Genomic DNA, 15,758 nt, shown 5'->3' with positions numbered 1-15,758 from the left:
GAGTGATTCCTTTGGAGTGATCCTCCAAATGGAAAAGTATCCTTGTAAATCTTGTTTCGGGTGCCCCGATGCCTTCGGGGCCCCTTTCCTCCAAATGGTGGGCATTTGGATTCAGTGTGTAAAGTTCCATTTCCGCGAGGAATTCTTTACGGGGAAGATCTGGCTCACCAAACAGTTGTTTGGATTACAGTTGCGGGTCAGCACAGGATTTACACCTGTTTCCTCCCTGAAGGTATTTTCCAGGTTTTTGTGAAGCTATGGATTGTCAAATTTTTAAATCCAGGATTTCTACTAACATATTTCGTACAAATTGAAACTGAAATGTATTCAAATTGTAGCCAAAGATTTTGTGATTCTTTTGCAACCAAATTGGAATTTTAGACACATACCAATTAAGAGGAAAAGATATGTTTTATTATGTCGGAAGGTCTATTGGTTTTGTATTGATGTGGATTGTGGTGAAACCCATGAGATTAAAATACGGAAACAAAAAAGTAGAAATTCAGAACGACTTCATTTTACGTCAGTTAAATGGTAAATCTATGATACTGATTTCAAATCATATCAAACCACGAAATAAATTTTTAAAAATCATCACAATGCCTTACGATGCATTTGTTATTCGTGGAGTTCTTAAACGATATGGAATTTATACAACTGCGTTAACAAGTTATGATTCAGGAATGGGCAATAAAGGCAGAAAGTCAAAATGGCTCAAACGAAAAGAACAAATTGTCAAAGGGATTGTTAAATCAATCGACTTAATTCCCTTAAACCGAAATGAATCAGACCCAGTGACAATCAAAGATTTCCAAAGAAGGATTAAAAAAGGGAATTTGGGAATTGGAATTTTTCCGGAAGGGTCTTGGTACCGAGGGTTTCGTAAATCTCGAAAATTATTTCCAGGTATGGTGGTACTGAGTAAACGTTACAATTTGCCAATTGTTCCTTTGTATTTAGATGCATACAATTTAAACAAACCAATTCGGTTAACTGTTGGAAATCCTGTCTGGCAAGTGAATGATAGTAATGAAACAATGGCATTTATCAAATCGGAACTGATCAGACTCAACCAAGTTGGAAAAAATCCAGTCGTTCAAACAGAAGTCACCCATAATGGTTTGGACACTGATGAAGAAGGGATGGAAGTATCACCTAGCATTAGCTAGGTTGGTTTTTTGCTAAGCAGTTTCTGAAAGTAGGAAATTCCTTCTTCGATCGGATTTCCTGCTCCTTTTCTTTTTCGGAGCATACCTGTCATATCCAAAACAATCACTCCATACATCCAACTCCACATCAACCTTGCAATGGCAGGGTATTCGTTTTTAGGGTATGGAATTTCGCCAGAATCAAAACCAATTCTAACTGTTTCTAAAAAAAACCGATAACTTTTTGGAAGTTGAGGGAATGCCTTTCTATGAACTCCACCATAGTCGGTAACAAACATTACTTTGTGAAGTTCTCGGTTGTTACTGGCAAAATGGAAATAGGCACGTGCAATCGCGGCCAATTGGTCAAAGGCAGATCCCGTTTTGACATCAGCACTTGCTTTTTTTAACATCGAGAGGAGCTCATCCTCTCCCGTTCGGATCAAATCTTGGACAAGATCAATTTGGCTTTCGTAATATGAATAGGGGCTTGCAACGCTACAACCGAGCCTGTTCGCAATTTTACGCATGGATAACCCATCAAGCCCCTCTTCTTTTAAAATGAGGAGGGATACATCTCTAATTTCCTCCCTGGAGAGGCTATTGCGAATCCTTCTTTGTTTGTGGTGGGCTTCCAACATGGACGAATCTCAGTTTTGCTTCCACGGTATGATAATCCAGCGAAAAATCGAACGTTTTTCCTAAAATGCGACGTTGATCTGGGCATAGACCATGTAGGCTTCTCGTCCGAGTTGGTTTTTTGCCTGTAAGTAGTTTTGGTTTTCGGGAACTTTTTTTTCTACAAGTTCTGAAAAAAGGGAACCACTAGAAAAAACCAATATGTATCAAAATAAGATAACACTTCTTTTGGGTACATACATATTGATCTCTTCTAATGAATTGTTAGGTGAAATTAGTCCTTTCTTATAATCCTTTCAATACGTAGAAATAAACTGGAATACCGATGATGATATTGATTGGGAATACAATCGATAAAGCAACTGTTAAGTAAATACTTGGACTTGCTTCCGGAATTGAATCTTTCATCGCGGCAGGAACTGCAATATACGAAGCAGATGCACATAGTACAACAAACATTAATGCATCACCAACTGGCATCTGAATGATTTTTGTCAAAAAGATCGCAATCACTACATTGATAAACATAATGATGAGTGTTGATCCAACTAAGAAAAAACCAACTTTTTTTAACTCGCGCATTTGTTTTGCGGCATCAATCCCTTTATCCAAAAGGAAAAATGTAAGAAGTCCTTTGAAGATATCTTCTGTAAATGGTTTTGTAGTATTCCATCCAGATTCACCTGACAGATAACCTACGATTAGAGCACCAATTAAGATATAAACTGATGAACTAAAAAAAGCTTCATGTAACAATTGTTTCCATTGGATTTTTTCAGAGGGATTTCCGTTTTGTTTTTTCTTACCGAGGCGATCGATGATGACAGCGATAACAATGGCAGGTGATTCCATAAGTGCCATTCCAGCAACGATGAAACCTTGGTATTCAAATCCGTAACTGTGTAAAAATGCACCTGCTGTTACAAACGTTACCGCACTAATAGATCCAAAACTTCCGGCAAGGGCAGCAGAATTAGCATGGTCTAACTTCAATCGAAAGATGAAGTAAGAATACACAGGAACAAAACATGCCATAAACATACATGCAATCAATGTGAGCAAATGTTCTTGAGCGAATGGCGATTTAAATAATTCGTGCCCACCTTTAAAACCAATGGAGAACAATAAGTACAAAGAAAGAAATTTTGATACTCCTTCTGTTATGCGGAGATCCGATTTAAAAAATACAACACCCATTCCTAAAAAGAAAAATAGTACAGGTGGGTTTAAAATATTATTCAGAGCATTGTGCAAATCCATTTTTGTCCCTCTTTTTCTCCATGATTTAAGACTCCTAATTTGTCCAAAATCATAAAACTGGACAAAAAATACTTTCGATTTGAAATTCATCAACATTGAATTCGCTTTCTTGCTTATGATTTATTTGCACATTGGTGAAATCCATGCGCATTCTCTTCCGTGTTTACTTCTCCTTAGTCATTCTACTAGGAACGGATGGATGTTTATGGAAACCAGAAGCGTTTTACGGAACAAATATCAGCCATTCGGTAGAATTTTTGGCGCCAGTCAAAGGTGATTTGCCTACTATATGCACCAAAAGCTCAATCCAAACTTTGAAACAAATGTTTTGGATACAGAATGAAACTGAGGATTCTTTAAGAAGCAAACGTGCGCTACATGGCCAATGGTTCCATTTTCAATTGAAAAATGTAACAGATATGGTTTCCGATTTCAGCGTTCTCATCCAATGGATCAACATTCCCTCTGCTGAAATCTGTTCGGAAAACCAAAAAGGAGAATTTTCCGATACATACAATGGATATGTTTGGGAAAATTGGCATGGACTATTGTCACCCTTCCCAAATTTTAATGTTTCCTTAGAACCAGGGGAAACACGTGATTTTTATCTTTTCCTTGTCTCAAATGAGAATCTAAATTTCCCCATTCGAACGGTATCCAATACGAGTTATCGTTTCATTGTACTCTTTCGATTTTTAACTTTTTTGTTTTTTTTGATGGTAGGGATTGTTTCCAGTGGTTGGGCAATTTCTGAATTCATCAAATCAAAAGAAAAAATATATCTAATGATTCTCTTTCATTTTTTATTATTTTTCTTTTTAGTTTATTCTGTCCATGGAAAGGAGTTATCTACCGTTTTAGGGAATGGAAACAACCTATTCACACACTCATATTACTTACTGTTATCAATTAATCATTTTGTATTCTTTTTATATCTTTATAGTTTTGTTAAATTTACAAACGAAAGTTTAAAACATCCAATTTTATTTTGGTTGTTTGCCATCTCTGGAATTTTATATCTTCTTGTTCCCATTTTCCCAAGAATGTATGAGTATAGAATTTTTATCCTACTCACAATCTTTGGGTCCGCAGCTTATTTTTTACGTAACACCCATATTATGCTCTTCACAAACCAAATTAATGAAGAAAAAAGTTATTTTTTAGGTTGGGCATTCTTTTTGTTTTTATTGTTTCTAAAAACTTTATTCCATTTTGATTTTTATCCTTACCAAGCTTTTTTCATTTATGCTGCTGTGTTTTACCTTCCTTTTTTGACAGCTGGTAGTTTCTTATTTTTAAGAAATTATGAAAAACGAGATAAGACAAAAACAAGATTTCGAACATTCACGAATAAAATTGATACGAGAGAGTATAAAACAAAATTAGAATCATTATTAGAATCAGACAAAATTTTTCTGGATATTGACTGCAATGAGGAGATGATAGCGGGACGTTTGGGTCTAACCTATCACCAATTAAGCGAGTTGATTAATATTGAGTATCAATTTAATTTTCCTACACTATTAAACTTATACAAAATAAAAGAAGCAAAAAGAATATTAATCGAAAAACCAGAATTAAACGTCGCTACAGTTGGAAAACTATCTGGTTTTGGTTCGAGATCCGCATTTTATTTAGAATTTAAAAAACAATGCGGAGTGAATCCTAATCAATTCAGAAAGTCTTCGTCTCATGATAAAAAAGATAAACTTAATTAGGAACTCTCTAATGAGCATAGATAAACCAAAAGATTGGTTACCTGGACTTAAAGAAAACTGGCGATCCGATATTGTGTCCGGTTTTGTTGTGTTTCTCATTGCACTCCCACTTTGTTTAGGAATTTCACTCGCCTCTGGTGCACCACCTATGGCTGGAATTTTTTCTGGAATTGCAGGAGGTCTCTTTGTTTCTTTTATGAGTGGATCTCATCTGACAATCAATGGACCTGCTGCTGGACTCATTGCAGTTGTATTAAATTCGATTTTTGTTATGGGTGGTGGAGATGCCAAATTAGGATTTGAGATCACTTTGGCAGCCATAGTACTTGCAGGATTGATTCAGGTACTTTTGGGAATCTTAAAGGCGGGAAATCTTACAATCTATTTCCCGATTTCCGTTGTACATGGAATGATGGCGGCGATTGGAATTATCATCATATCAAAACAGTTTTATGTGGCTCTTGGAATTTCGCCAAATGCCAATACTATTTTAGGACTTCTTTTGGAGATCCCTCCAAGTTTTGTGCATTTGAATCCTGAAGTAGCTATGATTGGTATTTCTGCGATTGTGATTATATCATTGCTTACAAAAATACAAAACCCTCATTTTAAAAAACTACCTGCACCTCTGGTAGCAGTGTTAGTTGGAATTATTTTGGGTTTTGTTTTTGGATTGGCAGATGAACATTCTTATACGTTATTAAATCAAACATACAACATTGGTCCTGAAAAATTAGTGAATTTGCCAAATCATATTTATGAAAGTTTCAGTTATCCAAACTTTTCTCATTGGAAAGATGGAAACTTTTGGATTATGGTCGTGACAATCGCATTGGTTGCAAGTATAGAATCATTACTCACAGCAACTGCAGTTGATAATACGGATCCTTACCGTAGAAAATCGAATATGGACCAAGAACTTGTCGCAAAAGGGATTGGAAACTTTTTTTTAGGATGGATTGGTGGATTACCCATTATCGCTGAAGTGGTAAGATCTTCTGCAAATATTGAAAATGGAGCCAAAACAAGATGGTCCAATTTTTTTCATGGTTTGTTTTTATTATTATTTATACTCCTCCTTCCTGGTCTCATTCATAGAATCCCATTAGCATCACTTGCTGGTATTTTAATTATGGTTGGGTTAAAACTGGCATCACCAAATGTTTTTAAAGAAACTTATAAAAAAGGTTGGGACCAAATTGTCATATTTTTGGTAACCGTTGTGATCACAATCGTAGAAGACCTGTTAGTTGGTGTGTTATGCGGGATCATTACTGCAATTTTAATCCAAATGTACTTTGGAGTCAAATTTCGTTATATTTTCATTGCTAACATTAAAATCGAATCAAATAATAAGATACACACTTTATATGTTAAACATGCACTTTTGTTTTCCAATATGATTTCCTTAAAACTACTACTTCGGAAAATATCATTTGGGGAAAGGATCGATGTAAAATTTGATGAAAATGTAAAGATGATTGGTTTTTCAGCAATTGAATTTTTACAGAGTTTTAAACGTGATTATGAAGAACGTGGTGGGCAAGTTAATTTGATTGGATTTGAAGATTTAAAACCAATCTCGGCATATTATGGTGCCACACGTATTCATAAGTAGTAAAAAAATTCTTGTAACTTTTTTTTCCTAAACCAATCTCCTTTTATGCAAAAGTTATTGGTTTTTTTCCTTTTGGTTCTGCCTATCTTTCTTTTTTCAAAGGATGTCCCTAGGTTAAAATCTAGAGTCATGGATGAAACTTGGACACTCCATTCTGAATATATTGCAGCAATAGAAAAACAATTAAGCGATCATGAAAAAAAGACATCCAATCAAATAGTTGTGTTCGTTACACCCTCGTTAGAAGGAGAAAATTTGGAAGAATACTCTCTGAAAGTTGCCGAAACTTGGAAACTTGGACAAAAAGGAAAGGATAATGGAGTGTTGCTATTTGTTGCCCTTGAAGATAGAAAACTAAGGATCGAAGTTGGTTATGGATTAGAAGGTGTTTTAACGGATGTTTTGTGCCATCACATCATAGAGAATGAAATCAAACCTTCTTTCAAAAAAGGAGAATATGATATTGGGATACAAAATGGAGTAAATGCTATCTTGAAATCAATTGAAGGAGAATACACCATACCTGAAAAGGAAGACTTTTCTCATCTTGGACCACTTTCCTTTTTGGGTGAAATAGCTCCTGAAGGTCCTGAGATGCCAATTGGATTAAAAATTTTCATATCCATTTTTGTAGTAAGTATTCTTGGAGTTTTTACTTACTTTGCAGCGAACGCTCCTTATGTTGGTTGGTTCATTTATTTCTTTTTGTTTCCTTTTTGGAGCATATTTCCAACTGCAATTCATGGAGCAAATATCGGAGCAATTGTATTCCTTACATATGCAATAGGAGTAGGACTTTATAAACTTTATCACCTTTTGACACCACATGGAAGAAAACGAATGCGAAACAGTAGTTTCGCAAGTGGTTCTCGAGGTGGTAGGAGTAGTGGATGGTCAAGTGGGGGAAGTTCCGGTGGGTTTAGTGGAGGAGGTGGGAGTTTTGGTGGCGGTGGAAGTTCCGGCAGTTGGTAGTTCAAATTGTTAAAAAAATCCATTCCACCGTAGTTTTTTTCATACTGATGGGAACTTTTTCCATTATAGATGGGTTTAGTATATAGTGAAGTTTGTTTGTTACTATTTATCTTTTGGTTTGGTCTTCAGTTTTGAAATCTCAGCGCAGGTGACAAAACCGATCCAATTAAAAGATCTTTGGCAAAAAGCAGTGCAGTTTAATCCCGATTATCTATCGGTAAAAGCAGATTATGAAAAAGCTTTTTATGAAAATGAAAAAAGTTATGCAGGGTATTTACCAACTGTCAACGTTTTGGCTTCTGCAAGGCAATCATCAGCTAACTTTAGCGGATCTGGAACCGTCAATGACCCTTTGATCAGTGGTGGAGTGAATAATAGTAACACACAAACCCAACAAACAAATACAGGTGAATCTAGGCCTACTGCGGTCAATCGATATTCTGTTGGGCTTAGCACAAACCAAAACCTTTTTTCAGGATTTCGTGATAAAAGTGGAATTGAAAAAACAGAAGCATTATTACAAGCAGCCAAACAAACATTAAATGACTCGAGATTGAAAATTTGTTTTGAGTTAAAGTCCGCTTATTCACAAACATTGTATGCAAAAGAACTTTACCAATTATCTTTAAAAATCAAAGAGAGACGCATTAAAAATCGAGACTTGGTTAAACTTCGATATGAAGTTGGTAGGGAACACAAAGGTAGTTTTTTATTGAGCGAATCATTTGTAAAACAATCGGAATACGAGGTTTCTTTTGCAGAAAGACTATTTCAGACCAATTGGAAAGAAATCGAACGAATCATTGCGACGCCAGTTGAAGTATCCTTGGACGTACCTCTAGTATCAGAGCCTATTGTCGAAATTAAAATTTCCGAAAAAGAGAAGTCGAGTTTACTTGATGCCCATCCTTCTATTATGGCGGAACAATCAAAAGTGCGAGCTGCCCAAGCAAATATTGGTATCGCGGAAGCCGGTTTTTATCCAGACCTCAATCTCAGTGCAACAGTGACAAGACAAGATGATGTTTGGTTACCAAAACCAAGAAATTATAGTTTTGGAATCAACTTGACCTATCCATTGTTTAATGGTGGTAGGGACTATTATAATGTAAAAATTGCAAAATCTGAATATGAAAAGTCAATTCACACGAGAGATTCAAAAAAGAATTTACTCACCTTTTCATTAGAACAATCGTATCTAAATTTTATAAATGCTTCGGAGCAATTATTAGTATTAACCGAATTTTATAAGGCTTCCGATACAAGGGCAACAATCGCAAGGGCACAATATTCCAATGGACTGATCAGTTTTGAAAATTGGGATATCATAGAGAATGATCTAATCAATCGGGAAAAAAATTTGTTAATCGGTAAAAGAGATCTTGGGCTAGCAGAAGCAACATATCTACGTAATTTAGGAAAGTGTTTTGATGAAAATTAAACTTTATGTTTCACTTTTTGTTTTAATTGTATTCGCGGTATTGTATTTCACATTTGGAACTGTTAAATCAAAACAAGAATTCAAAATTGAATCCACAAGTGTGACTCGAGGTGATTTGATTGTTACTGTTCGAGCAACAGGTACTGCAATTCCTAAAAATCGATTAGAAGTCAAACCCCCCATTGCAGGAAGGATTGAATCCATACTTGCAGAGGAAGGAGAACATGTAGGAAAAGGAAAAATCCTAGTCTGGATGAGCTCAACCGAAAGAGCCGCATTATTGGACGCAGCTAGAGCTAAAGGCAATGATGAATTGAAAAAATGGGAAGATTTTTACAAACCAACTCCAGTAATTTCACCATTACGAGGTTTGGTGATTGCTTCCAATATAAGCACTGGGCAAACAGTGACACAACAGGATATTTTATTTGTTTTGTCTGATAATTTAATGGTCCAAGCAAAAGTAGACGAAACCGATTTATCAAAAATAAAGATTGGGCGAATTGCCAATATAGTAGTAGATTCATTTTCCAATGAACCCGTTCGTGCTAGAGTAAAACACATTGGTTACGAAGCAGTGATTGAAAATAATGTTACGATGTACAATGTTGATTTGGAATTGTTTTCGATTCCAGAATTTCTACGAAGTGGTATGTCGATTACTGTCGATTTTATAATTTCCGAAGAAAAAGATGTATTGTTAATTCCAAATGATTATGTGAAAAGAAATAAAAAAAATGGAATGATCTTACTCAAAATAGAGGATTCATTGCAAGAAACGAATGTTACCATTGGAAATTCTGATGACCAGAATACTTCCATATTATCAGGATTAGTGGAAGGTGACCTGGTTTACCGTAAGAAAAAAATACAAGAGTCAAAAAAATCCAATGCAAGTGGTGGTCCTTTCTCATCTCCAAAAGTTCCAAAGAGATAACATTTGTTAGCAATAGATATTAAAAATCTATCGAAATCTTACAAAATTGGAAATTCACAATTTGCTGTTTTGAATCAAATCAATTTAGAGATCAACCAAGGTGAGTTCGTAGCGATTATGGGTCCGTCTGGATCTGGTAAATCGACATTATTACAAGTAATGGGTTTACTTGATCATGCAGACATTGGCTCATACCGTTTATTTGGGAAAAATGTTGAAAAAGAATCTTCCAATGTTCTTTCTGATATACGTGGAAGTTTGATTGGTTTTGTTTTCCAACAATTTCATCTATTGTCTAAATCAAATGCACTCCAAAATGTTTGTTTGCCTTCTCTTTACACAGAAATTCCAAATCCAATTCAAGTTGGAGAAATTCAGTTAACAAAAGTTGGCTTACAAAATAGAATTTTCCATACGCCTAACGAGTTATCAGGCGGTCAACAGCAAAGGGTTGCAATTGCCAGAGCATTAATCAACGATCCTCCCATCATTTTTGCTGATGAACCAACAGGTAATTTGGATTCCAAAAGCAAAATTGAAATTATGATGGAACTCAAACGGCTTCATGAAGAGGGGAAAACAATCGTAATGGTCACTCATGAACCTGAGATGGCAGATTATTGTGATCGTATTATCCGTGTGAGTGATGGGCAAATTACAAACGAAGAGATAAAAAGAAAATCAAAAATGGTTCCGACATCGAATCAGAATTTTATGAGACGGAAAACGGGTTGGAGTTTGGTTAATGGTCTATTGAAACAGTCTTTATTTTCACTCACATCCAATCGTCTGCGTACCTTTTTATCAGCATTGGGAATTTTATTTGGAGTTGTTTGTGTCATTTCCGTGATGGCTTTGGGTGAAGGAGCTAAAAAGTCTGTTGAGGAACAATTTTCTTCGTTAGGTGCAAATTTAGTTATCGTTAGAACGGGTGGGATGAGAAGTGGAGGAGTTTCTCTCGAAGCAGGGACTGTGAATCGTTTGGATATATACGACGTTAAAGCCGTTTCAAAAAAATTTCCAGAAGTGAAACAAATCTCGGCAGTGGTAAATGGAAGAGCCCAGCTTGTCTTTGGAAATCGAAACTGGAATAGTTTTGTAACAGGAGCCAGTGCGAACTATGAGTCACTTAGAAATTTAGAACCAACAGAAGGAAGATTTTTCACAGAAGAAGAAGATAACAAACGGAGTCTTGTATGTTTGGTTGGGAACACAGTAGTCAGGGAATTATACGAAGGCAAAAATCCCGTTGGAACCTACTTAAAAATCAATCGAGTATCGTTTCGAGTCATAGGTCAATTGCCTGAAAAAGGTTCTACCGGTTTTCGTGACCAAGATGATGTTGTATTGGTTCCACTTAACACAGCCATGCGACGATTGTTAAACAAAGATGCCGTTGACAATTTAGAGATGGAATTGGATCAAAATGAATCTTCTGAAAATTTTATATCTCAGATTAAAAGTTTTTTACATGAAAGACATGGAACAAACGAATCGATGGGAAATATCTACCAAGTTATGAGTATGGCAGATATCCAATCGGCAGTTTCTGAAACCAACCAAACGATGTCTACCTTACTCATTGCTCTGGCTACAGTTTCTTTATTAGTTGGGGGTATTGGTATCATGAATATTATGTTAGTTTCTGTAAAAGAAAGGACAAAGGAGATTGGTTTAAGAAAAGCATTGGGAGCAAGAGAATCTGATATTCGCATTCAATTTTTAATTGAATCAACTTTGACAAGTCTGACTGGAGGATTTGTAGGCTTAGTTTTTGGGATTTTCACAGTGTATTTTTTGCAGGAATCTTTTGGCTGGACAATTGTTTTATCCTTTCCTTCTATTGGTTTTGCCTTTTTATTCTCAATAACGATTGGAATTATATTCGGTTGGTGGCCATCTGAATATGCTGCTAAACTGAGTCCTATTGTTGCTTTAAGATCTGAATGAATACCGTCATCAATCCCAGAAAAATCCCTCAACAAAAACGTTCCAAAGAACGATATCAGAAAATTGTTGATACGGCTATACAGCTATTAGGTGAAGTGGGATATGATGATTTAACTACGGATTTGATTGCAGAAAAAAGTGGCATATCAGTTGGTTCGATCTATCAATTTTTTCCAAACAAAGAATCCATTATATATTCACATGCTGAGAATTCATATTTAATTATGCATGATTTGTTCTTTGAAAAAGTTACCAAAGAATTAAAAAAGATCAAAAAGTTCACTCCTGAATTTGTCGATTTTACATTGTTTGCGTTTGAACAAACATTAAATGAAGTGAAAGGTTATCGATTGATCCATTCAATTTTATACACGAATGAAGCATTATTACATTTAGATATTGAAAGTAATGAGAGGTTTGCAAAATCCTTAGCCGAAAAAGTGATATTGGTTATGTTTCCAAAAGTGAACAAAAAACGATCGTTTTATATCTCACTCATGATTGTTGAGGCAGTTGATTCTGTTATCAAAATTGTCCATCGAACCAAAAAACCTTCTGAGAAAAAACAAGTTTTGGCGGAACTCAAAACCTTACTTTTAGTATATTTTTCCACTTTTCAATGATTTAACATTGACAAAGTTTTAACACAATTCTAAAATTCTCCAAATGTGAGGACTTCCTCATGTTTCGGGAATAACTATGGAAAAAACCAAAAAGACATTGATAGGGATCTTAATGGCAATCTTCTTAACCTTCGGTTTGAATTTTTGCAATTCGGAAGATCCGGCAAACTCGGCTTTTGTTCATGTGACGATGATGGACAATGCCTTTCATCCTCCAGTGATTCGCACCTACAAGGGTGGGAAAATTCGTTTTGTGAACGAAGGAAATAATCCACATAACGCTATCTCCATTAATAAAGATTGGTCGACTGAAACCAGTTTTGGCAACTTAGCAATGTTTCGTGGTGCACATACAGATGTGTTTTTTCCAGAAGAGGGTGTGTTCCCATATTTTTGTTCCTTTCATGCATCTCCTGATGGAAAGATTGGAATGACGGGTGTTGCTGTCATTGGTAATGCAAGTTATAATCCACAGGCAAATACCTCAAAATCGAAAATTTCAAAAACATGGACAGGTGTGACAAGAAAGGTTCCTTCTCAGTATAAAACAATTCAAAACGCTGTTGATGCTGCATCTCCAGGAGATTTGGTTTTAGTAGCTAATGGAATATATAAAGAAGAAGTCACTGTAACGACACCATCCATCACCATTCGAGGAGAAGATAGAAACCTAACCATTATCGATGGTGAATTCCTTCGAGGTAATGGTATCATGGTTGTTGGAGCCGATGGTGTTGCAGTTGAAAATATCACAACTAGAAACGCAACACTCAATGGAGTATATTGGACTGGAGTAAAAGGTTATAGAGGATCTTATATTACAGCATACAATAATGGTGATTATGGTGTGTATGCATTTGATTCTGTTGATGGTCTCATTGAACATTCCTTTGCATCTGGTTCTCCTGACTCAGGTTTTTATATTGGTCAGTGTAATCCGTGTAATGCGATCATAAACGATGTAATTTCCGAGAATAATGCCTTAGGTTATTCAGGAACAAATTCAAGTGGTAATATCTATCTTTTGTCTTCCATTTGGAGAAAAAACCAACTAGGAATTGGCCCGAATACATTAGATCGTGAATTATTACCTCCACAAAAACAAATGGTTGTGAAGAAAAATATAGTTTATGATAACAATAATGCAAATGCACCTTCTAAAAAATTGGAATATCCTTCCATAGGGAATGGAATCGCACTGCTTGGTGCATTGGAAAATGTGGTCGAAGGAAATTTAGTGTTTAATCATAACAATTATGGAATTCTTGTTACGATGAACATTGATGAAAACATTTGGATTTCTAATAATAATATTGTTAGAAATAATCAAGTTTACCATTCAGGTCGAGGAGACATTGCACTTAGTGGTCCTGTAAATGTTGGGAATTGTTTTGAGGGAAATACTTATGGAGTATCAAGTCCTCCATTTTTGGAATCCTTACAATCTTGTTCAGGAATTCGGTACCCACACATAGGTGATCTGTCTTCTAGTATTGGGCTACTTGCTTTGTTTGTGCAAGCAAACTTAAAAGAGTTTGTATTAGGTTCCTATAAAAACCAACCGATTCCACCTGCACAATCCAATATGCCAAAAGAATTATTGGCAAAGGTTGTTCCTGCTCATGATGTTTTTGAAACGAATAAGGGACTCATTGATACAGCAGAGTTACCTAAGATGGATCAAAAAGATTTTGAAGCACAGACTAACAAAATGTATACCTCTGGATGGAGAGTCCACTTTCCTGGAACTCTGAAAACATGGTACTTTCATATTATGGGATACCTACTACCGTTTGCAATTTTTGCTGCATGGACAGGTCTTGCAATGTTAGACAGATTTTCCATTGTTGGTGCGAAAGTAGATAAATACTTTTGGTTGATACTACTTTTACCATTTATAGGATCGTTGGTTTATTTATTCTCCAAAGATTCAAAAATTTCTCCGATAGTCAGAAATACTGTCGTATTCGGTGGGATTCTATTGTTTTTAACTATACTGGCTTACGCTGGTTATGCGATGACTGCGGTGACGGAACCGTCTATAACTTAATAGGAGTTTTTTATGGAAACAAATTTTGCAAATCCAGGTTTTTGGACATATTTTATCGGATCGTATGCGTATTACTTGCCATTCGTTTTAACAATGGTTTGGGCTCCTCTAGCTTTGTTTGGTTTATCGAAACAAAAGGATATGACAACGATCAAACAAGTGATTTGGTCACTTGTGATATTGGTTGTTCCCGTAATTGGTCCTGCTTTGTATTTACTCTTCATCGATACAGAATATGAGAAAAAATTCAAACAGATTGCGGTAGGTGGTGGACTGGCAGTATTTGTAATTGTTTGGGCATTAAGTTTAATCTCTCACATTTAAAATAGGATTGAAGACTATGGATCGGAAAAGTTTTTTAACTACAATTGGATTTGGTGTGATGGGTTTTGTGGGATCAATTTTTGGTTCCATTGGCTTTAACTCTAAAAAATCCAATGAGTTATGTGCACCTTCAGATCCAACTTCTTCGACAAATTTTGGGATCGTAACTACTCCGAGTGTCAGTGATAATTATCAAAACTCCATTGGAGTTGCAGGTAGTTTACGTGGAACAAATACATATGGGAGTATGGCACACCCTCCTTTTTTTATCAAAGAAGATTATACGGAACGTTTTTACTTTCCACCTAACTATAGTAATGGTAAGAATAAAACAAAGGATTTTAATCTAAATCTTTTTCCATTGAGTGTTAATATTGCCCATAATGTAAATTACCAAGCATGGACATTTGATGGAATTGTTCCAGGTCCAATCCTACGTGCCAATTTAGGGGATAATCTACGAATCCACGTAAAAAATTCAAGTCCTGACCCACACTCACTTCATTTTCATGGAACGCATGATCCATTGGAAGATGGTTGGGAACCAATTCCTGCTTTTGGAGAACGTACCTATACGATTGAAGCGGGTCCGATAGGATTACACCCATACCATTGCCATGTGCCTCCTCTCATGGTACACACCGCCAAAGGTTTGTATGGTGCTTTATTGGTAGATCCTCCTACCAAACGAAAACCAGCTCATGAATTTGTATTAACTTTTTCTGGATGGGATACCAAGGGCCAAGGAAAGAATGATTTTTATACTTGGAATGGAATTGCTGGGATTTATGATCGATACCCAATGAAAGTTCCCGTTGGGGAACGAGTTCGGTTTTATATCCAGAATATGATGGAAAGAGAACCTGTAATGACTTTCCATTTGCATGCACAAACTTTTGATATCATCAGAAGTTTAGGTTCTACTGTTCCTGATGGCCATTCTGATGTGGTAACAATAGGACAGACAGAACGAGTTGTGATCGAATTTGTTCTTAAGAAGAAGGGTCGGTATATGTTTCATCCTCATCAAACGCATATGGCTGAAAATGGAGGAATGGGTTGGATCGTAGCTGTTTAA

The 15,758-nt window shown here is 35.9% G+C and carries 13 protein-coding genes and 1 riboswitch; of the genes, 11 read left to right on the top strand and 2 right to left on the bottom strand.

Annotation, left to right across the window (positions count from 1 at the left end; genetic code table 11):
* Positions 1-14: 14 nt before the first annotated feature.
* Positions 15-261, bottom strand: a riboswitch (cobalamin riboswitch).
* A gap of 146 nt (positions 262-407) precedes the next feature.
* Positions 408-1,169, top strand: coding sequence for a lysophospholipid acyltransferase family protein (locus ND812_RS00990; RefSeq protein WP_265373879.1), 762 nt, complete (start codon positions 408-410; stop codon positions 1,167-1,169).
* On the opposite strand, the gene ND812_RS00985 is transcribed toward ND812_RS00990, so the two are convergent.
* Positions 1,166-1,789, bottom strand: a complete 624-nt coding sequence (locus ND812_RS00985; RefSeq protein WP_108960707.1) for a TetR/AcrR family transcriptional regulator — start codon at positions 1,787-1,789, stop codon at positions 1,166-1,168. The two genes, ND812_RS00990 and ND812_RS00985, sit on opposite strands and share 4 nt — an antisense overlap.
* A 283-nt stretch (positions 1,790-2,072) precedes the next feature.
* A complete protein-coding gene (locus ND812_RS00980) occupies positions 2,073-3,047 on the bottom strand; it encodes a sodium-dependent bicarbonate transport family permease (protein ID WP_265373878.1) in 975 nt (324 codons plus the stop codon).
* Between the two features lie 143 nt (positions 3,048-3,190).
* Between ND812_RS00980 and ND812_RS00975 the strand changes: the two genes are divergently transcribed.
* The 10 genes from ND812_RS00975 to ND812_RS00930 all read left to right on the top strand — a co-directional run bounded on the left by ND812_RS00975 (position 3,191) and on the right by ND812_RS00930 (position 15,758).
* Positions 3,191-4,765, top strand: a complete 1,575-nt coding sequence (locus ND812_RS00975) for a helix-turn-helix domain-containing protein (RefSeq protein WP_265373877.1) — start codon at positions 3,191-3,193, stop codon at positions 4,763-4,765.
* 10 nt (positions 4,766-4,775) lie between these two features.
* Positions 4,776-6,383: a SulP family inorganic anion transporter gene (locus tag ND812_RS00970; protein WP_265373876.1), complete on the top strand. Its 1,608-nt coding sequence runs from the start codon at positions 4,776-4,778 to the stop codon at positions 6,381-6,383.
* A gap of 129 nt (positions 6,384-6,512) precedes the next feature.
* Entirely contained in the window at positions 6,513-7,355 is an 843-nt protein-coding gene (locus ND812_RS00965; protein ID WP_265373875.1) for a TPM domain-containing protein, read from the top strand.
* 85 nt (positions 7,356-7,440) lie between these two features.
* Positions 7,441-8,796: a TolC family protein gene (locus ND812_RS00960; protein ID WP_265373874.1), complete on the top strand. Its 1,356-nt coding sequence runs from the start codon at positions 7,441-7,443 to the stop codon at positions 8,794-8,796.
* Positions 8,786-9,733: an efflux RND transporter periplasmic adaptor subunit gene (locus ND812_RS00955; protein WP_265373873.1), complete on the top strand. Its 948-nt coding sequence runs from the start codon at positions 8,786-8,788 to the stop codon at positions 9,731-9,733. Before ND812_RS00960 ends, ND812_RS00955 begins: the two co-directional genes overlap by 11 nt.
* A gap of 3 nt (positions 9,734-9,736) precedes the next feature.
* Positions 9,737-11,683: an ABC transporter permease gene (locus ND812_RS00950; protein ID WP_265373872.1), complete on the top strand. Its 1,947-nt coding sequence runs from the start codon at positions 9,737-9,739 to the stop codon at positions 11,681-11,683.
* Positions 11,680-12,306 carry a TetR/AcrR family transcriptional regulator gene (locus tag ND812_RS00945; protein WP_265373871.1) on the top strand — a complete coding sequence of 209 codons (627 nt, stop codon included), beginning with the start codon at positions 11,680-11,682 and terminating at the stop codon, positions 12,304-12,306. Before ND812_RS00950 ends, ND812_RS00945 begins: the two co-directional genes overlap by 4 nt.
* Before the next feature lie 76 nt (positions 12,307-12,382).
* Positions 12,383-14,356 carry a right-handed parallel beta-helix repeat-containing protein gene (locus ND812_RS00940; protein ID WP_265373870.1) on the top strand — a complete coding sequence of 658 codons (1,974 nt, stop codon included), beginning with the start codon at positions 12,383-12,385 and terminating at the stop codon, positions 14,354-14,356.
* 12 nt (positions 14,357-14,368) lie between these two features.
* Positions 14,369-14,680, top strand: coding sequence for a PLDc N-terminal domain-containing protein (locus ND812_RS00935; protein ID WP_265356872.1), 312 nt, complete (start codon positions 14,369-14,371; stop codon positions 14,678-14,680).
* Between the two features lie 16 nt (positions 14,681-14,696).
* Complete coding sequence (locus tag ND812_RS00930; RefSeq protein WP_265373869.1) at positions 14,697-15,758, top strand: multicopper oxidase domain-containing protein; 1,062 nt, start codon at positions 14,697-14,699, stop codon at positions 15,756-15,758.

Source organism: Leptospira limi (assembly GCF_026151395.1).
GTDB classification, from domain to species: Bacteria; Spirochaetota; Leptospiria; order Leptospirales; family Leptospiraceae; genus Leptospira_A; species Leptospira_A limi.
This window is presented reverse-complemented; position numbering and strand designations above follow the sequence as displayed.